General features: G+C 65.6%; 18 protein-coding genes. 7 read left to right on the top strand and 11 right to left on the bottom strand.

Features of this window, described 5'->3' with window-relative positions; all coding sequences use genetic code 11:
• Window positions 1–153: 153 nt before the first annotated feature.
• A complete protein-coding gene (locus RMN73_RS01520) occupies window positions 154–1,038 on the bottom strand; it encodes an arginase family protein (protein ID WP_309601554.1) in 885 nt (294 codons plus the stop codon).
• A 310-nt stretch (window positions 1,039–1,348) separates the two neighbouring features.
• On the opposite strand from RMN73_RS01520, the gene hutI reads away from it, so the two are divergent.
• From hutI to hutH, 4 genes are all read left to right on the top strand, one after another.
• The gene (hutI, locus tag RMN73_RS01515; protein WP_309601553.1) at window positions 1,349–2,569 is read left to right on the top strand and encodes an imidazolonepropionase; all 1,221 of its coding nucleotides are present in this window, start codon (window positions 1,349–1,351) and stop codon (window positions 2,567–2,569) included.
• The gene (locus tag RMN73_RS01510) at window positions 2,566–2,961 is read left to right on the top strand and encodes an MAPEG family protein (protein WP_309601552.1); all 396 of its coding nucleotides are present in this window, start codon (window positions 2,566–2,568) and stop codon (window positions 2,959–2,961) included. Before hutI ends, RMN73_RS01510 begins: the two co-directional genes overlap by 4 nt.
• Window positions 2,958–4,625 carry a urocanate hydratase gene (hutU, locus tag RMN73_RS01505; RefSeq protein ID WP_309601561.1) on the top strand — a complete coding sequence of 556 codons (1,668 nt, stop codon included), beginning with the start codon at window positions 2,958–2,960 and terminating at the stop codon, window positions 4,623–4,625. The genes RMN73_RS01510 and hutU overlap by 4 nt, the downstream gene beginning before the upstream one ends.
• 188 nt (window positions 4,626–4,813) lie before the next feature.
• Entirely contained in the window at window positions 4,814–6,304 is a 1,491-nt protein-coding gene (hutH, locus tag RMN73_RS01500) for a histidine ammonia-lyase (protein ID WP_309601551.1), read from the top strand.
• Here hutH and RMN73_RS01495 read toward each other — a convergent pair.
• The 8 genes from RMN73_RS01495 to serS form a co-directional block, all read right to left on the bottom strand.
• Entirely contained in the window at window positions 6,301–6,675 is a 375-nt protein-coding gene (locus RMN73_RS01495) for a DUF2147 domain-containing protein (RefSeq protein WP_309601550.1), read from the bottom strand. The genes hutH and RMN73_RS01495 overlap by 4 nt on opposite strands.
• A gap of 4 nt (window positions 6,676–6,679) precedes the next feature.
• Window positions 6,680–7,246, bottom strand: a complete 567-nt coding sequence (locus RMN73_RS01490) for a DedA family protein (protein ID WP_309601549.1) — start codon at window positions 7,244–7,246, stop codon at window positions 6,680–6,682.
• Between the two features lie 40 nt (window positions 7,247–7,286).
• Window positions 7,287–10,568 carry an error-prone DNA polymerase gene (locus RMN73_RS01485; RefSeq protein ID WP_309601548.1) on the bottom strand — a complete coding sequence of 1,094 codons (3,282 nt, stop codon included), beginning with the start codon at window positions 10,566–10,568 and terminating at the stop codon, window positions 7,287–7,289.
• Window positions 10,569–10,596: 28 nt separating this feature from the next.
• On the bottom strand, window positions 10,597–12,120 hold the full coding sequence (locus RMN73_RS01480; RefSeq protein WP_309601547.1) for a DNA polymerase Y family protein: 1,524 nt from the start codon (window positions 12,118–12,120) through the stop codon (window positions 10,597–10,599).
• Window positions 12,035–12,790 carry a hypothetical protein gene (locus RMN73_RS01475; RefSeq protein ID WP_309601546.1) on the bottom strand — a complete coding sequence of 252 codons (756 nt, stop codon included), beginning with the start codon at window positions 12,788–12,790 and terminating at the stop codon, window positions 12,035–12,037. The genes RMN73_RS01480 and RMN73_RS01475 overlap by 86 nt, the downstream gene beginning before the upstream one ends.
• Window positions 12,791–12,860: 70 nt before the next feature.
• Window positions 12,861–13,643 (bottom strand): alpha/beta hydrolase, encoded by a 783-nt coding sequence (locus RMN73_RS01470; protein ID WP_309601545.1) that lies wholly within the window; start codon window positions 13,641–13,643, stop codon window positions 12,861–12,863.
• Between the two features lie 48 nt (window positions 13,644–13,691).
• On the bottom strand, window positions 13,692–14,390 hold the full coding sequence (locus tag RMN73_RS01465; RefSeq protein WP_309601544.1) for an alpha/beta fold hydrolase: 699 nt from the start codon (window positions 14,388–14,390) through the stop codon (window positions 13,692–13,694).
• A complete protein-coding gene (gene serS, locus RMN73_RS01460; RefSeq protein WP_309601543.1) occupies window positions 14,377–15,639 on the bottom strand; it encodes a serine--tRNA ligase in 1,263 nt (420 codons plus the stop codon). The genes RMN73_RS01465 and serS overlap by 14 nt, the downstream gene beginning before the upstream one ends.
• Window positions 15,640–15,731: 92 nt before the next feature.
• Between serS and RMN73_RS01455 the strand changes: the two genes are divergently transcribed.
• From RMN73_RS01455 to crcB, 3 genes are all read left to right on the top strand, one after another.
• The gene (locus RMN73_RS01455) at window positions 15,732–16,169 is read left to right on the top strand and encodes a BLUF domain-containing protein (protein WP_309601542.1); all 438 of its coding nucleotides are present in this window, start codon (window positions 15,732–15,734) and stop codon (window positions 16,167–16,169) included.
• A gap of 66 nt (window positions 16,170–16,235) precedes the next feature.
• Complete coding sequence (locus RMN73_RS01450) at window positions 16,236–17,192, top strand: DUF808 domain-containing protein (RefSeq protein WP_309601541.1); 957 nt, start codon at window positions 16,236–16,238, stop codon at window positions 17,190–17,192.
• Between the two features lie 2 nt (window positions 17,193–17,194).
• A complete protein-coding gene (crcB, locus tag RMN73_RS01445; protein ID WP_309601540.1) occupies window positions 17,195–17,563 on the top strand; it encodes a fluoride efflux transporter CrcB in 369 nt (122 codons plus the stop codon).
• On the opposite strand, the gene RMN73_RS01440 is transcribed toward crcB, so the two are convergent.
• Together RMN73_RS01440 and RMN73_RS01435 are read right to left on the bottom strand one after the other, a co-directional pair.
• A complete protein-coding gene (locus RMN73_RS01440) occupies window positions 17,560–18,084 on the bottom strand; it encodes a flavin reductase family protein (protein WP_309601539.1) in 525 nt (174 codons plus the stop codon). The two genes, crcB and RMN73_RS01440, sit on opposite strands and share 4 nt — an antisense overlap.
• A gap of 8 nt (window positions 18,085–18,092) precedes the next feature.
• Window positions 18,093–18,875 (bottom strand): phenylalanine 4-monooxygenase, encoded by a 783-nt coding sequence (locus tag RMN73_RS01435; RefSeq protein ID WP_309601538.1) that lies wholly within the window; start codon window positions 18,873–18,875, stop codon window positions 18,093–18,095.
• Window positions 18,876–18,894: the final 19 nt, after the last annotated feature.

Below are 18,894 nucleotides of genomic sequence, written 5' to 3'. Positions count from 1 at the left end.
TCCCCCAATCATGAACGCGCATTATCGGCTGGCCGTCCGACGACTCGCTTAAACGCGCGTTAACGTTGGTGTAACCATAATTGATGTGAGTCAATGGATTGGGTCATGTACGAGGCGTCCCAATCGGGGATTTCAAACGCCTCGGCGCGGCCTTCAGCCGGGGCGCTGTTCGAACCCGGCAAGGCATTCCGCGAGCCATCGTCCGGCGACCAATGCACTCAGGTCAGTTGGGTCCAGCGGCGGGTCCCATTCGGTCAGATCGATCAGCCGCACCTTGGGACAAGCCGCGAGCATCCGCGTCGCGGCGAAGAAGTCGCTTGCCGCCATTCCGCCAGGCCGCGCGCCAGGTGCGCCGGGCAATTGACCGCGGTCGATCACGTCAATGTCGCAATCGACGACCAGCGCGGTGCAGTGCGCGACCTGGGCCAAAGCGCGCTCGATCACTGCCGCGATGCCGGCGGTTCGCACTTCGCCGATCGTCGCCACCATATGCCCCCCGTTGATCGCATCGCGGTGCATCGCGACCGAATTGGCGAACGGCGCGAGGCCGATTTGCGCGATGTTGCGCCCCGGCAGACCATCCTCCCGAAGCGCCCGAACTGGATTGCCATTGCCAAGCCCGTCGCTGGTGTTGCGAAGGTCGAAATGCGCGTCGAGGGTGATCAGCCCGATTTGCTCGAGCGGCAGCCCGATGGCGTGCACCGCTGGCCGCGTGACCGCATTATTCCCGCCCACCAACAAGGTCAGCCGGTGCCGCTTGACGCTCGCCGCGCAGGCATCGCGGATCGGCCCAGTCGCGGCCTCGATGCTCATCCCGTCAATCGCGACATCGCCATGGTCGGCGATCCGGCTCGCCAGTTCGCGGCCGGTTTCGACATCGTAACGACCGATCCGCCGCAACACCGTGCGCAATGCGGCCGGCGCCAAGTCGCAGCGCCCCGGCGTGACCGATCCGGCGGCCAGCGGCGCGCCGACCAATCCTATGGGTGCATCAGCATCGGCGGCGATCAACAGGTCGGTGAGGTTGGGCCAGCACATGCTTGACGACTAGCATCGCGCGCCGCCATTGCCACCCTAAGGGTTCAAACCGACGGCTAGCGAGGTCGCGATGGAGAAGAAAAAGCTGGCTGGAAGTGAGCGCGAGCCGACAGATTGCGGAGCCTATCTGTCAATCAAGCGAACGCGCCAGTCGGCTTTTTCTTCCCACCCGCAGGGCGCGTCGATTTCGGCGCGGCACTTCGTCGCGGCGCTCGAACGGGGGCCAATGGCCCGTTCTTCGCTCTGCTTCTCGCCCCGCATCCGAACTCGACGCGTCGCGATCCTCGCTAGCCGTCGGTTTGAACCCTAAATGTGGGACCGCCTGATCACTGACTGCCACGTCGCGACGATGGTGCCACAGCCCGGCAACCCGCTCGGGCTATTCCCCAATGCCGCGATCGGGATCGACGGCGGGCGGATCGTCCGCGTCGGCAAGCGCACCGAATTGGCCGGCTTCCGGGCGAAGGAAGTGGTCGCGCTGGGCGGGGCGTGGGTCACGCCGGGACTGGTCGATTGCCATACGCATCTGGTGTTCGGCGGCACCCGCGCGGCGGAACATGCCATGCGCCGTGCTGGCGCGTCCTACGCGGAGATCGCCGGGGCCGGGGGCGGCATCGCCTCGACCGTTGCCGCGACCAAGGCCGCCGGATCGGACGAACTGCGCGATCAATCGCGCCGCCGTCTGCAGGCGCTGATGGCGGGCGGGGTGACCACGGTCGAGATCAAGTCGGGCTACGGGCTCGATACGGCGTCCGAGATGCGGATGCTCAACACCGCCATCGCGATCGGCCGCGACCAGCCGGTGCGGATCGTCCCGACGCTGCTCGCCGCCCATGCGCTCCCGCCGGGTGCGGACCGCGACGTCTATGTAAAGATGATTGTCGACGAGATGATCCCCACCGTCGCCAAAGCAAGGCTCGCGACCAGCGTCGACGCCTTTTGCGAAAGCATCGCCTTCACCCCCGCCGAAGTCGAGCGCGTGTTCACCGCGGCGCGCGCCAACGGGCTGCCCGTCCGCCTTCACGCCGAGCAATTGTCGAATCAGAACGGCGCCGCGCTGGCCGCCAAATATAAGGCGCTGTCGGCCTATCATCTCGAACATCTTGACGCCGCCGGGGCCAAGGCAATGGCCGCCGCGGGTACCGTTGCGGTATTGCTCCCCGGCGCCTTTTACGCGCTTCAGGAAACCCGCAAACCGCCGGTACAGATGCTGCGCGACGCCGGCGTCCCGATCGCCATCGCGACCGATTGCAACCCCGGAACCTCGCCCTTGCTCAACCCGCAACTAGCGATGAACATGGCGTGCACTTTGTTCGGACTTACGCCCGAAGAAGCGATTGCCGGAATGACCATCAACGCGGCGCGCGCACTCGGCCTTGCGCATGACATCGGCAGCATCGAAGCCGGCAAGGCGGCGGACCTCTGCGCGTGGCGGGTCGATGACTTAAGTGAACTCGGCTATTGGATCGGCATGCCCGGACCGGAACGGCGGATTTTCGGCGGGATGGACAATCAAAGGGGCGGCGAATGAAGATCGAGTTCATCATGCTAGGCGCGACCATCGCGCTCGCGTTGATCAACATCTTGTGGGCGGGGAATGTCCGCACCAGACAATATGGCACCGAATGGAACATGGGCGCGCGCGATGAAAAGATGCCACCGCTTAACCCGCTCGCCGCTCGCTTGCTCCGCGCACAGGCCAATCTCTACGAGACCCTTCCCCTGTTCATCGCCGCCGTGCTCGGCGCGGCCTATCTCGACCGGCTCGGCTGGAAAACCGAAGTGGGGGCTAGCCTCTACGCCATCGGTCGCCTGATCTATCTTCCCCTCTATGCCGCGGGCATCCCCAAGATCCGCACGATGGTCTTCAGCGTGTCGCTGGCCGGGCTGATATTGTGCTGGTGGGCACTGATGTTCGGATGACCGGCAAGAATCTCCGCCTCGACAATAGCCGCCACATCAAGGCGCGCACCGGCTCCACCCTTGTCGCCAAAAGCTGGCTCACCGAAGCCGCAGTGCGGATGCTGATGAATAACCTCGACGCCGAGGTCGCCGAGGACCCGCAGAGCCTGGTTGTCTATGGCGGGATCGGCCGGGCCGCGCGCAACTGGCAATGCTACGACACCATCGTCGAAACGCTCGAGCGCCTCGAAAACGACGAGACGCTGCTGGTCCAGTCGGGCAAGCCGGTCGGCGTGTTCAAGACCCACGCCGATGCCCCGCGCGTGCTAATCGCCAATTCCAACCTCGTCCCCAAATGGGCGACGTGGGAGAAATTCAACGAGCTCGATCGGCTCGGGCTGATGATGTACGGCCAGATGACTGCGGGATCGTGGATCTACATCGGTACGCAGGGCATCGTACAAGGAACTTACGAGACCTTCGCCGAAATGGGCCGCCAGCATTATGGTGGCGATTTGTCGGGCAAGTGGATCCTCACGGCCGGCCTCGGCGGGATGGGTGGGGCGCAGCCGCTCGCCGCCGTCATGGCGGGGGCGCATTGCATCGCGGTCGAATGCCAGGAAAGCTCGATCGAAAAGCGCCTCGCCACGCGCTACCTCGATCATCGCGCGACCAGCATCGACGAGGCGCTGGCGATCATCGCCGCCGCGACCGAACCGACCAGCGTCGGGCTGCTCGGCAATGCCGCCGAAATCCTGCCCGAAATGGTCGCACGCGGTATCCGCCCCGACGCGGTCACCGACCAGACCAGCGCCCACGATCCCGCCAACGGCTATTGCCCCGCCGGCTGGACCGTCGCCGAATGGATTGCGAAACGCGAAAGCGATCCCGCCGCCGTCGCCACCGCCGCCCGCCACTCGATGGCCCGCCATGTCGAAGCGATGCTCGCATTCAAGGCGATGGGCATCCCGACCTTCGATTATGGCAACAACATCCGCCAGGAAGCGCTCGACGACGGCGTCGCTAACGCGTTCGACTTCCCCGGATTCGTCCCGGCTTACGTCCGCCCTTTATTCTGTCGCGGCGTCGGCCCGTTCCGCTGGGTGGCATTGAGCGGCGATCCCGAGGACATTTACCGCACCGACCAGCGCGTCAAGGAACTCATCCCCGACGACGCCAACCTTCATCGCTGGCTCGACATGGCGCGCGAACGCATCGCGTTTCAGGGGCTCCCCGCGCGAATCTGCTGGGTCGGGCTGGGACAGCGCCACCGGCTCGGCCTCGCCTTCAACGAAATGGTCAGGAATGGCGAAGTCTCGGCCCCGATCGTCATCGGCCGCGATCACCTCGACAGCGGTAGCGTCGCCTCCCCTAACCGCGAAACCGAAGCGATGAAGGACGGCAGCGACGCGGTCAGCGACTGGCCCTTGCTCAACGCCTTGCTCAACACCGCCAGCGGCGCAACCTGGGTCTCGCTCCACCACGGCGGCGGCGTCGGCATGGGCTATTCGCAGCACTCAGGCATGGTGATCGTCGCCGACGGCACCGACGACGCCGCACGGCGGCTTAAACGAGTCCTGTGGAACGACCCCGCCACCGGCGTCATGCGCCACGCCGACGCAGGGTATGACGAGGCAATCGACTGCGCCCGCGAACAGGGTCTCGACTTGCCGATGATCCTTTAGCCAATGCGTACCAGCGTCAACATTTGCACCCGGAAGAAGCGCTATCCGACCGCTGCGGCCGCTGCGTCGGCAGGCCGCGATGCACCGTTCCGGTTAACCCCCTACCGCTGCGACTTGTGCCGCCAGTTTCACCTCACCAGCCGAACCAAAGGCATGTTCGCCGCGCGCAAATCAGATTAGATGGCGCAATGATCATTCTCACCCCCGGCACCGTTACCCTCGACCAACTTCGCGACTTGTGGAGCGGCGCGCCCGCTCGCCTCGCCGATAGCGCGCTTACCGCGATCGACATCGCCGCGGCTGCGGTCGACCGGGTCGTCGCCTCGGGCAAGACGGTCTATGGCATCAACACCGGCTTCGGCCTGCTCGCCCAAACCCGCATCCCCGCCGCGCAACTGGCCGATCTTCAGCGCAACCTGATCCTCAGTCACAGTTGCGGCCTCGGCGACCCGCTCCCGCGCAACACTGTCCGCATGATGATCATCCTCAAACTGATCGGCCTCGGGCGCGGGCATTCGGGGGTTCGGCGCGACGTGATCGACGCGTTGCAGGCGCTGCTCGATGCCGATGCAATGCCCTTGATTCCCAGCCAGGGCAGTGTCGGCGCGTCGGGCGATCTTGCACCGTTGGCGCATCTGGTCGCGGCACTGATGGGCGAAGGACGGATCGACCTTGGCGGCGAAATCATCCCCGCCGCCGCCGCGCTAAGCCGCATGGGCCGCGACCCGCTCGTCCTCGCGCCGAAGGAAGGGCTCGCGTTGATCAACGGTACCCAGGCCTCGACCGCCATCGCATTGGACGCCTTGTTCCTCGGTACCCGCGTGTTCGATGCCGCAATCCACGCCGGCGCAATGTCGGTCGATGCCCTGAAGGGCAGCTGCGCCCCGTTCGACGAGCGGATTCACGCGCTCCGCGGTCAGCCGGGGCAGATCGCGGTCGCGGCATGGATGCGCGACCTGCTCGACGGAAGCGACATCGTCACCAGCCACCATGAATGCGACCGGGTGCAGGACCCCTACAGCTTCCGCTGCCAGCCGCAGGTGATGGGCGCGAGCCTCGATTTGCTGACCAACGCCGCGCGGACGCTTACGATCGAGGCCAATGCGGTGACCGACAATCCGATCCTGTTCCCCGATGCGGACGAAGTCATCAGCGGCGGCAATTTCCATGCCCAGCCGGTTGCCTTCGCCGCCGATATCATCGCCATGGCGCTGTGCGAAGTCGGGTCGATTTCGGAGCGCCGCACCTCGGTGCTGGTCGATCCGCACATGAGCCATTTGCCGGCGTTCCTGACCGACGACGGCGGGCTCAATTCGGGGCTGATGATCCCGCAGGTCACCGCCGCCGCTTTGGTCAGCGAGAATAAGGGCCTCGCGTTCCCCGCGTCGGTCGATTCGATCCCGACGTCGGCCGGGCAGGAGGATCATGTCTCGATGGCGCCGATCGCCGCGCGCAAGGCGGTGACCATCGCGCGCAACGCCGCCGGGGTGATTGCGATCGAGCTGATCTCGGCGGCGCAGGGGGTCGATTATCACGCGCCGGTCAAGACCTCGCCCAAGCTTCAGGCGGTGCATGCCAAGGTTCGCAGCCTGTCGCCCCACCTCGAAACCGACCGCTATTGGGCCGACGAAATGGCCGCATTGCAGGCGGCAGTGCTGGCGGGGGAGATTGGGGCCTAGTCCGCCCTCGTCCAATATTGCGATTTGCAGATCACTCGCCCCACGGCGCAACCGGTGACCTTGAGCTGCCCGACGCCGTGCACTCGAAGCTCGGCTTTGCTGCGGCGGTTCATGTCGGGAATGAACAATTGACCCTTCCATCGTCCGCTGCCCGCCGGGGTAAAGTCGGTCATCAACTGGGTTCCGACCAGCGTCGCGGTTCCGCCCCGGCGCGCGTCGACCTTGGCTTTGTCCGAAGCCCAGTCGACCCTGCCGCAATAAGCCGCGCCGCAATTGTCGATCGCGACGATCACGCTGCCTGACGGATTCTTCCACCGGCCAGCCGGGGTAACCGCATCCTGCGCCGCAATCAGCGCGAACATCGACAGCATGGGTCTACTCCTCTTTCGGCCGCATCCTGCGCCAGCCAAGGGTGAGCAGCAACAGCGTCATTCCGCCGACCGCGACGATCAGCAGGTCGTGCCAATCGAACCATTGCCCCAATTTCCTGAACACGGTCGGCCCGGCCCACCAGCCAAGCGCGGTCGCTCCGATGCCCCATAGCAAGGCCGAAACCAGGTTAATCACCGCGAAGGTCGTGCCGCTGACCTTGCTCAGGCTGATCCCGATCGGTCCGGCGACGCGGAATCCGTAGACGTAGCGATAGAAGAAACAGAATGTTCGCGGGCGTTTCTCGATCCACTTGATGGTCTTGGCGAAGGCCCTGCGGCGCTTGACGTGGCGCACCCAGCGCCCGTCGCGCTGCGACCGGCCGATGTGGAAAAAAGCTTGGGTCGAAAGAAACGATCCGGCCCAGGCGGCGAGCCCGACCATCACCGGGCTTAGCCGACCGAGATGCGCCATCGCGCCGCCGATAAGCACGCCAATTTCGCCTTCCGCCGCGGCGGCAAGGAACACCCCGAGCACGCCATATTGCTCGATCCACTGGTTGACGCTGCTCACGGTGGCGCTTTGCCTTGCCGCGCGGCTCCGTGCAACGGCATCAATGGAAATCGCGGCTTTTGGGGATGATATTGACGTCGCGCGGGTGCGATCCGGCGGGCGGCCGCCAGCTTCCGCCGCCATCCCCCGCGCTCAAGGTCGAGGGCAGCGAATCCTCCGACAATTGGCGCAGCATGTGCGTGTCATCCTCCAGCCGCGCCGCCACCACATGCACCACTGCCTCGTCATGCTGGACCAGCCCGTGGACCACCATCAGCCGCGCCCCCATGACGACATTGCGCTGCGCCGCGAACTTGTCGGGCCACACCACCAGATTGGCGACCCCGGTCTCATCCTCCAGCGTGATGAAGCACACCCCCTTGGCGCTCCCCGGCCGCTGGCGGATCAGCACCAGCCCGGCAAGCGACACGCGCCGGCCATAGCGAAGCCCGCGAAGCTCGCCCGCCGTGACGAACCGGCGGCGCGCATAATGCGCTCGGAGGAAGCGCATCGGATGGGCTTTCAGGCTGAGGCGGATGGTCTGGTAATCGCTCACCACCTGCTCGGACAAGGGCATTGCGGGCAGCCGCACCACCTCGGTCTCCCACCCCTCATCGCGCGTGTCGGCATGGGCAAACAACGGCAACTCCGGCGCCCCCTTCAATGCCCGCGCATCCCACAATGCTCCGCGCCGGTCGAGTTTGATCGACCGGAACGCATCGGCCTCCGCCAACCGCTCGACCGCTGCGACATTGGTGCCCGATCGGCTGCGGACCTGTTCGACGCTGGCGTAGGGCGTGTCGCCCCGCGCGGCGACAATCCGCGTCGCGGCATCGAGCCGAAGCCCCTCGATCTGGCGCAGGCCGAGGCGGAGGGTCGCGTCTTCCAGCACCGAATCCCACTCGCTGTGATTGACATCCACCCCGGCCACCTCAACCCCATGCTCCCTGGCATCGCGCACGATCTGCGCCGGCGCATAAAACCCCATTGGCTGGCTGTTGAGCAAGGCGCAGGCGAACGCTGCCGGATAGCGCCATTTGATCCAGCTCGAGACATAGACCAGATGCGCGAAGCTCGCCGCGTGGCTCTCGGGGAAACCATATTCGCCGAACCCGCGGATCTGGTGGAAACAGCGCGCGGCGAATTCGGGGTCGTAGCCGCGCTCGACCATTCGTCCGACCATCTTGTCCTGCAGCAAGTCGATCGTCCCGCGCGATCGAAACGTAGCCATCGCCTTGCGCAACTGATTGGCCTCGGCCGGGCTGAACTTGGCCGCGTCGAGCGCGATCTTCATCGCCTGCTCCTGGAAGATCGGGACGCCCAAGGTTCGCCCAAGAATCTTCTCCAGCTCGTCGGGTTCGCCATGATCGCTGTCAGGGCAGGGGAAGGTCACTGCTTCCTTGCCCTGCCGCCGCTTGAGGAACGGGTGGACCATGTCGCCCTGGATCGGCCCGGGGCGGACGATCGCCACCTCGATCACCAGGTCGTAGAAGCAGCGCGGACGAAGCCGGGGCAGCATGTTCATCTGCGCCCGGCTTTCGACCTGGAACACGCCGAGCGAATCGCCCTTGCACAGCATGTCGTAGACTTCCGGTACCTCGCGCGGGACGGTCGCCAGTTCGAACCGCTCGCCATGATGCGCTTCGATCAGGTCGAACGCTTTCCGGATACACGTCAGCATGCCGAGCGCGAGCACGTCGATCTTGAGGATGCCAAGCTCCTCGATATCGTCCTTGTCCCATTCGATGAACGTGCGGTCGGGCATTGCGCCATTGCCCACCGGCACCGTCTCGGTCAGCGGCCGCTCGGTCAGGATGAAGCCGCCGACATGCTGGCTCAGATGGCGCGGCATGCCGATCAATTGCTTGGCCAGCCTGATCGTCCGGCGCAGGTGCGGATCGGAAAAATCGAGCCCCGCCTCGCCGACCCGCGCGTCCTCGATATCGGCCTCCATGCTGCCCCAATGGGTCGATGCGATGGCCGAGGTGACGTCCTCGCTCAGCCCCATCACCTTGCCCACTTCGCGGATCGCCGATCGCGGGCGGTAATGGATTACGGTCGCCGCAATCCCCGCCCGTTCGCGGCCATATTTGCCGTAAATGTGCTGGATCACTTCCTCGCGCCGCTCATGCTCGAAATCGACGTCGATGTCGGGCGGCTCCTTTCGCTCCTCGCTGATAAACCGCTCGAACAGCAGGCTGTTGGTCGACGGGTCGACCGCCGTGATCCCCAGGCAATAGCAGACCGCGCTATTGGCCGCGCTGCCGCGTCCCTGGCACAGGATCGGCGGGTCGAGGCTGCGCGCGAAAGCGACGATGTCGTGGACGGTGAGAAAGTAACGCGCAAAGTCGAGCTTGGCGATCAGCTTCAGCTCATGCTTCAACTGCTTGACGATCGCGGGCGGCACCCCGCCGACCCAATGCCGCGAGGCGCCGATCCAGGTGAGATGCTCCAACTGCGCCTGCGGGCTGCGCCCGTCGGGAACGCTCTCGCGCGGATATTCATATTTCAATTCGTCGAGGCTGAAGTGGAGCGCATCGGCAAAGGCGCGGGTCGCTTCAATCGCGTGCGGCCAGCGCTCGAACAGACGCATCATCTCGGTCGGCGATTTGAGGTGCCGCTCGGCATTGGGGTTGAGCAGGAAGCCCGCCGTCTCGAGCGTCACTTTCTCGCGGATGCAGCTCATCACGTCCTGCAGCGGGCGGCGGTCGGGGGCGTGATACAGCACGTCGTTGGTGGCGAGGATCGCGAGGCCGTGGCTGCGCGCCATCCGGTCGAGCCGCTCGATCCGCGCCAGATCATCGCCGCGATACAGATGCGCCGCCGCGACATGGCGCATCCCCGGAAGCGCGGCGACCAGCGCGGGCAGCGCTTTCTCGAACGCGTCGAGATTCTCCTCGGGCAGGGCGATGAAGGCGATGCCCTCATGGTGGAGTGCGACTTCGGACAGCTTAAGGTCGCACTCGCCCTTTGCCGAGCGCATCTTGCCGAGGCTGAGCATCCGCGACAGCCGGCCATAGCCCTCGCGGTCGATCGGGTAAGCGAGCAGGCTCGGCGCATCGACCGGATCCAGCCGACACCCGATCAGCGGCCGCATCCCCGCGCCCTTCGCCGCGCTATGCAATCGCACCACCCCGGCCAACGTGTTGCGGTCGGCAATCCCGATGGCGTCCATCCCATGCTCAAGCCCGGTCAGCACCAGCTCGATCGAATCCGACGCCCCGCGCAGGAAGCTGAATGGGGACGACAGCCCGAGCTCGACGAACGGCGCCTTGGCGAGCACCTCGGCCGACCCCTCGTCGCGCACCAGTTTGCGCCGTGCGAAATTGCTGGTTTCGGGCATCAGGGGAACGCTTTTGATTTAGTGATGTTCATCCGAACAGGCCATGCAAATACCAGACGGGATCGCCCCCGCGCCCGTCGCCGAACAAGCCTTCGCGATAAATCCAGTAGCGCCGCCCCTGGGCGTCCTCGACCAGGTAATAATCGCGTAGCCGTGCGCTCCCGCGTTCGCGCCACCATTCGGGCGCGATCCGCTCCGGCCCTTCGGCGCGCATCACATCATGCACCCCGCGCCGCCACACGAACCGCCGCGGCAACCCCTCGGGAGTCGCATAAATCACCGCAATCGCCTCGGGCCGGTCGAGCAGGCGTTGCGGGCGACTTCCCCCCTCCCGCTCGCGGGAGGGGTCGGGGGTGGGGCCTTCCTCAACCGCCAACCGCCACCCGCTCGCCCGCTCAGGCACATGGCTAGCCCGCGCGACCGGCCGCCGCACCTTGTCCGCGCCCAGCTTGACGCTCAACCGATCGACCAGCCGCGCCACCTCGAGCGCGGCTGGCGGCCCGCCAACCAACCCGTCCTGCGCCGAATCCAGTGGCTCGAACCAGCTCGCCTCCAACGCAAACGCGTCGAACCCGAACCCCGGATCGAGCGTGTCGGTCTTGTCCTTGAGCAACCGCAGCAGATGCGCCGCCTCGCGCGTCGGGATCGCGCACGCCGCGTCCGCCACCTGCACCTCGCCATCGACCCGATACCCGGCCAGCACCAGCCGCCGCACCCCCAGTCGCCGCGCCTCCAATTGCCTGGCAAGATCGGGCACCAGCAGCGCCAGTGCCTGGGCCGCCGCGCTCGGGTCGGCGACCGGCTCGGCCAGCCGCAGCAACGCGCGCGGCGGCGGATCGACCGGGGTCGCGCTGAGCGGCTCGGGCGTCCGCCCAAGCATCCGGTCGAGCGCATCGAGCGGATTATCCGCCTCGCGAAACCGCCGCGCCAGGCTCCGCCGCGGCACTCCGACCAACGCGCCAACGGTCTTCAAACCCAGCCGTTGCAAGGTCCGTACCACCCCCGCCGGCAACCGCAATGCCGCGATCGGTAGCGGCGCGACCGCGTCGATTCCGTCGCCCGTCCGTCCCGACCCAAACCGCGCCAGTCCCCACGCCGCGCCCGCCGTCTCCGCCATCGCCACCCGCGCGGTCAGCCCGATCGAGGCGAACCGCGTCTCGATGTCGCGCAACAGCCCTGCCTGGCCGCCGAACAGATGCGCGACCCCGCTGACGTCGAGCCTGATCCCGTCAGCGCCATCGACCTCGACCAGTGGCGACCAGCGCGATGACCAGCGCGCCAGCCGGTCGAGCAAATCGCGGTCGCCAGCATTATCGGCGGCCACCGCGACCAGTCCGGGATCGAGCGCACGTGCATCGGTCAGTCGCATTCCGGGGCGCACACCGGCGGCCCGCGCCGCCTCGGTCACCGCGCCGATCAACTGGCCGTGCGGCCCCTCATCGACCAAAGCGACGCGCCCATTTGAGTCATTTGCGCCCGACTCGCTTGAAGCCAGTTTCGTCCAGCGTTCGATCGACAGGCTCGGCAACCAGATGGAGACCATCCGCTTCATGCGCGAGCTGCCACGTTCCGGGTTGTGAACCCCGCGCGCGGAACAGCTCGGCCTGCCACGTCGCTTGCCCCGGCGCGCGCGGGTTGAGCGGGTGGGGCAGGCTGGGCGCACTCGCCACCCGCCAGCGCAGCCGCGCCCCGCTCAAATTGGCGGTGCTGCTTAGCCGCACCAGATAGGCCGCGACACCATGCCGCTCGGCCGCCACGGCAAGCCGCCGCGTGGCGGTAAAGTCCAGTGCTATCGGGTCGCCCCAGATTTCGCCGATCACGGCCCCGATCGCGGCGCATCTTAAGCCTTCCTCCATCGCCCACAGCGCCGCTTTGGAATCGCGTGCCTCGACATGGATGAGCTCGGCCACGCCCAGTCCCGCCGCCAAAAGTCCCGGCGGATGCACCCGCCCGCTCTCGAGGATCGCCATCCGGTCCTGCACCCACAGCAATGGCCGCCTGGCGTGGATCTGCCCCAACAGGAACCCCGCCCAGCCGCCATCGCGCGATGAAGCGGCGAAGATTTCGGACAGGGTCGGCGACCCACCACCGGCACCTGGCAGCCGCCATGGTTCACCGAGGGAAACCCTCGCCGATCGATGGCCCGCACGGCCAGGATCGCCGGACCCGTCGGGCCCGCGCGCAATCCCGCCGCCGGGCACCAGGGAAAGACCTGCTGCCACACGACTCGCATCACGTTGTTCTACTTTTGTTCTTATCCTCCCGCTCGCGTTCGAGAGTCAAGCGACGGACTTATTTGACCGGAATTTTCCCCATTACCGGGGCCTTGCCCTCAATCGCGGTCAGGAAAATGGCGATCTCGCGCACCATCCGGCTCAAGGCCGGGCGATCGACCGCAAAGCCCATGTGCAATGTGTCGATCTCGACCGACTTGTCGACTTCGCCATCGCCGCGCGCCGCCGCCGGTGCGACGATCCCGTCGCGCCGTGACCAGAAGGACAGGCTCGGCACAGCGAGCTTGCCCTGGTGCCGCTCGAACGGCGGCAGATTGACGTCATGCCCGGCAATCCGCTCGTAAAATTCGCGAATGTTGGTGTTGGTTTTCAAATCGCCCGAAAAAGGCGTGCCCATCGTCACCACCGCGCGGATCCTGTCGGGGCAGCGATAGGCCATTTCGCGGACGAACATCCCGCCCAGGCTCCACCCGACCAGCAGTACTGGCCGCCCGTCATAGATGGCGTCGAGGCGGCTGCACATCAGGTCGAGCGTATCGATCTTGGCGCCCTTGTTCATCCCCATCAGCCACGGGTGTGCGCGCCACCCGCCCCGCGCCAGCGCGCGGCGCAAATCCATCGTTGTGCGATCGGTGGCCAGGAATCCGGGCACCACCAAAACCGGCGGCCCGTCCACGGGCCCGCGCGGACCGAGCGGCCCCAATCCGGCCAGCAGTCGCGGGAAGTGCCACATTACCTCGACCAAGCTGTGCCACGACGGCGGTGCCAGCGCATCGGAATCAAGCGCAGGCGCCGCTGGGGGCGCGGCGGCGGGTGCGTCGGGGGTCCGTTCCCACTTCATGCGGCTAAACTGGGGTGCTTTGGTTACCGTAACAAGAATTTGTCGCGGTCAGGCGGCACTTTTCACGAAGCTATGGATTTCGCGCACCACTTGGCTGGCGGTGCGTTTGGACACGCCAAAGCCCATGTGGGTGCAATCCAGCTCGACCGATCGGTCGCTCTCGTGCGGCTGGCCGCGCGCTGCGGCGGGGGCGATAATCCCGTCCTTGCGCGACCAGATGGCAAGCGTTGGCACCTGCGGCTTGGCGCTGTTACGTTGGATCGGCGGTGCATCGACCTTGTGTCCCGCCACCAGCTCGTACAATTTCCACACATTGTTGGCGCGCGGATCGCCCGAGAATGGCGAGCCCAATGTCACCACCGCCTTGACCCGCTCGGGATGAGCCAGCGCCAACGCCCGGGCAAACACTCCGCCCAGGCTCCAGCCGACGATCAGCATCGGCTGGTCGGGCGAGATGGTGTCGATCCGCGCGCGCAATCGCTCGACCGTGTCGGCGGTGGCGCCCATGTTCCACCCCAATTCCCACGGGTGCACCCGCCAGCCATCGGCGGCGAGCGCACGGCGCAGGGCCATCGTCGTGCGGTCGCTGGCGATGAAGCCCGGAATGACCAACGCCGGCGGTCCATTGATCGGCCCGCGTGGCCCGAGGTGCCCGAACCCGCGCCACGCCCGCACGCCAAGCCACGCCGCTTCGGACAGCCGCATCCACGACGGGGGCGCTTCCTCGTCGGTCCTAGAGATATTCATCGCCGCCCATCAGGCTGCGGATCGCTTCAGGCAGCCGCACCCGCCCATCGGCCTGCTGGTGATTTTCGAGCAACGGCACCAGAATCCGCGGGGACGCGAGCGCGGTATTGTTGAGCGTATGCGCGAACCGCACTTTGCCTTGGGCATCGCGATAGCGAATGTTGGCCCGCCGCGCCTGCCAGTCGTGCAATGTCGAGCAACTGTGCGTCTCGCGATATTTGCTTAAGGACGGCACCCAGCTTTCGATATCGTTCATTCGAAACTTGCCCAGCCCCATATCCCCGGTCGAGGTCTCTATCACCTGATAGGGAATCTCGAGCTTGGTCAGCAGCATCTCCGCCAAGCCGAGCAACTTCGCATGCCACTCGGCGCTGACCGCCTCGTCGGCCTCGCAGATCACATATTGCTCGACCTTGAGAAACTGGTGGACGCGCAGCAGTCCGCGCACATCCTTGCCCGCGCTCCCCGCCTCGCGGCGAAAGCAAGGCGAGAAACCGGCGTAGCGCACCGGGAGCGACGTAAGATCGAGGATCTCGCCCGAATGAAGCCCGGTCAGCGCAACTTCGGCCGTCCCCGCCAGCCACGCATCGTCATTGGGCAGTGCGTAGGTTTCCTCGACGTGTCCCGGAAACTGGCCTTGGTTGAGGAACGCCTGCTCGCGCGCGATGGCCGGGACGGTGATCGGGGTGAAGCCGTGGTCTGCAATCTGCTCGAGCGCCCAGCCCATCAGCTTGGTTTCGAGCAACGCCAGCCGCCCCTTGAGGCAATAGGTCCGGCTGCCCGACACTTGGACGATTCGGCTCAATTCGGCCCAGTCATTCTTCTCGATCAGCGCGACATGATCGATCGGCTCGAACCCGAATTGCGGCACCGCGCCCTCGGTGCGGATGACAATGTTCGAATCCTCATTCGGGCCGACCGGCGCGCCATCCCACGGGATCCCGGGGAGTTCGAGCATAAGGTGCTTGAGCGCCGCCTCCTTCTCGCCGAGTGCGCCCTCAAGCTCGCTCGCCTTGGCGCCCGCCGCCTTGGCCTCGGCCCCAAGCGCGGCTCTCTCCTCCGGCGCGGCATCCTTGAAGCGCGCGCTGATCGCATTGCGGCTCGCCCGCAGTGTCTCGATCTCGCCCTTCGCGCCGCGAATTTCGGCATCGAGCGCAAGCAGTGCGTCGAGGTCGATCGCGACCCCCTTGTCGCGGATCGCGCGCTCGACATCGGCGCGGTTGGTCTTGATGAAATCCAAACTCAACATGACGCTCGCACTGCCGCACTCAACTGCGGCATGCAAGCACGGGCATTCCGCCCATGCTGTTTACTTCAGATTAACGCACCGTCGATAATCGAGTGCGGTTCAATCGCGCCAACCCAGAGGCATGCACGTACCTACTTTGTTACATCAGTTCGGCCAGGACCACGCTCGAACCCGCCGATATCGAGCAGATTCTGAGAACATCGAGGGTCAATAACCGGCGATCTGGGGTTACCGGCTTGTTGATGGTTGGCAATCGACGCTTCCTGCAATTGCTCGAAGGCGATGAGGCAGCGGTTCGCGCGACATACGACCGGATATTGGGCGATACGCGACATTATGCGCCCGTCATCGTCGACCAACGGGATGTCGACGATCGCCAGTTCGGGGAATGGGACATGGGCCTGGTTCGTCCCGAAGATGACCAGGGACAGCGCTTGTTGGCTATCCTCGCCACCATCCGTGACGCCAATTTGCGCGCTCAATTCCAAGGTTTCTTCGAAATTCACGGCGAGCGCCTTTCCGCCGCCTGATCACGTCTTGGCGCACGCGCTGGCGGTAGCTAGAGCGAGGTTCACCGCCACTACCGCGAGATCATTATGCCGTCCGGATTAATTGCCTTGCTCGACGATGTCGCGACCATTGCCAAGCTCGCTGCTGCCTCGCTCGACGACATCGGCGCCGCCACCGCCAAGGCCGGGGCCAAGGCGGCGGGGGTGGTGATCGACGATACGGCGGTAACCCCGCGTTATGTCGTCGGGCTGGCGCCCGAGCGCGAACTGCCGATCATCGGCAAGATCGCGATCGGCTCGTTGCGCAACAAATTACTGATCCTGCTGCCGATTGCCTTGCTGCTAACTGCCTTTGCGCCGGCCCTGATCACCCCCTTGTTGATGATTGGTGGCGCTTATCTGGCGTTCGAGGCGACGGAGAAGATCGCCGAAAAATTGCTCCACGACCATCACCATGAGGACCAATTGGTCGACGCCATGGCCGATCCCGCCGACCTTGAAGCGATGCAGGTCAAGGGCGCGATCCGCACCGACTTCATCCTGTCGGCGGAGATTATGGCGATCGCGCTGGCCAGCTTGGGCAAGATGTCGCTGGCGATGACTGCTGCGGCGCTCACCGCAGTGTCGTTCGCGATCACCGCCGGTGTCTACGGGGCGGTCGCGCTGATCGTGAAGCTCGACGATATCGGCCTTCACCTCGCCCAGCGCAAAAATGGCGTTGCTCGGGCATTTGGCGACGGACTGGTGCACGTCGTGCCCAAATTGCTCACCGGGTTGTCGGGAATCGGCACTGCGGCGATGCTGTGGGTTGGCGGCGGGATCATCGTCCACGGCCTTGAGGAGCTGCACGTCGCTGAGGTCATTCCGCTCACCCTGCATGACTGGTCGGTCACGGTCGGCGGCCAGGCGGGCCCACTGGGGCCGCTGGTCGAATGGCTGGTCACCGCGCTTGGCGGTGCCGTGGCGGGACTGGTCGTTGGCGGCATCATCGTCGTGATCGTCCGCCGCTTGACCAAGCGTCCCGAAGACTTGATCGTCGACTGACAATGGGTTCGGCGCTGCTCGTGTTCATCGGCGGCGGGATCGGTGCAGTGCTGCGTCACGCGGTCGGGCGAGTGACTGTCATGCTGGGGGGCACTGGCTTCCCGGTGGGCACGATGATAGTCAATATGTTGGGCAGCCTGATCATGGGGCTGCTGGCCGGCTGGTTCGCCACGCATCCGGGGGTCGGCCAGTCATCGCGACTGTTCCTGATCACCGGGGTGCTGGGCGGTTTCACGACCTTTTCGGCGTTCAGCCTCGACGCCCTGACCTTATACCAGCGCGGCGAGGCCGGGCTTGCTTTTGGCTATGTCGGGCTGAGCGTGATCCTGTCGCTGGCCGCAATCGCGATCGGCTATTCGTTGATCCGCTAATCGAAATGCAGCCGGCGATAGCTGCCGCGAAAATAGAGCAACGGGTCGAGTGCGGCGTCGAACCGTGCCTTCACCACCCGCCCGATCAGCATGTGATGATCGCCGCCATCATGCACTGCATGCGCCTCGCATTCGAACACCCCGAGCGAGCTTTCGAGCAACGGCGCTTCATATTCACCGGGCGACCAGTCGTTGGGGCCGAAGCGATCCTCGTGGCGCGTTGCAAAGCGGATTGAGGCCGGCTGCTGCTCGGTCTGGAGCACATTGACCGCGAAGTGGCTGGCCCCGATCATCGCCGCCGCGCTCGCCGCATTCTTGCCGATGCACACCAACAGCAAGGGCGGATCGAGGCTGACGCTGGTGAAGCTGTTGGCGGTTAAGCCAACCGGCTGGCCGTCGGCGTCGAGGCAGGTAACCACCGTCACCCCGGTCGCGAAACAGCCCAGGGCGTCGCGCAACGTCCGGGGGTCGGACCCGGCGCGATATTCGCGGGGGGAAGAAGGCGGTGCGTCGGTCGACATGCCTGCCGCTATAGCGGAGCCGCCAGCGCCTTCAATCCGGCAAGGTCGAGCGCCTCGAGCTCGGCAGCGACGCCCTCGAGCGAGTCCGACACGAAATAAAGCGGCTGGAAAATGTCGTTGCGGTACGGCGTGCGGGCGGCATCGGTCAGCGTGAACCGCGGGCGCGGCAAATCAGCCTCGATCGCGACATGCGCTTCGCCGAACGAGCTGGCGAGGCCGGCGCCGAGAATCTTCACTTCTCCACCCTCGCGCGCCAGCCCGAATTCGACGCTATACCAATAGAGCCGGGCGATCGTGTCGCCATGCCCCGCCGCAATCGCCTTGACCCCAAGCTTGCCAATCGCCTGCATCAGCCGCCCGATCGCGGGAGAACTGAGCATCGGCACATGGCCGAAAATATCGTGGAAGCAGTCGGGCTCCTCGAGATAATCGAGGCTGTCGGCACCACGGATGAAATTACCGATCGGAAACATGCGCTCGGCGAGAATCGCGAAGAACGCCGCGTCGGGGACGATCCCGGCGACCGGCACCAGGGTCCAGCCGCTCAGCGGCGTCAGCCGCGCGTTGAGCGCCCCAAGCTCCGGGATCCCCGGCCCATCGAGCCCGAGCAGAGGGATCCCGGCGAGGAACGGCGCAACGATCCGCGTCCCGAGATAGGGCACCTGCCGCGCGAACAGCAGATCCCACACATCATGCTCTTGGGCCGTGAAATGCGCCCAATCCTGCGCCACGACATAATCCTGCCAGCGGGTCGGCTGGCGGGCGGCAGTGGCGGTGTCGGGCTGAAACATGGTCAATTCCTTGTGGGCA

It is taken from the genome of Sphingomonas sp., from assembly GCF_031372575.1.
In the GTDB taxonomy this organism is placed as follows: domain Bacteria; phylum Pseudomonadota; class Alphaproteobacteria; order Sphingomonadales; family Sphingomonadaceae; genus Sphingomicrobium.
This window is presented reverse-complemented; position numbering and strand designations above follow the sequence as displayed.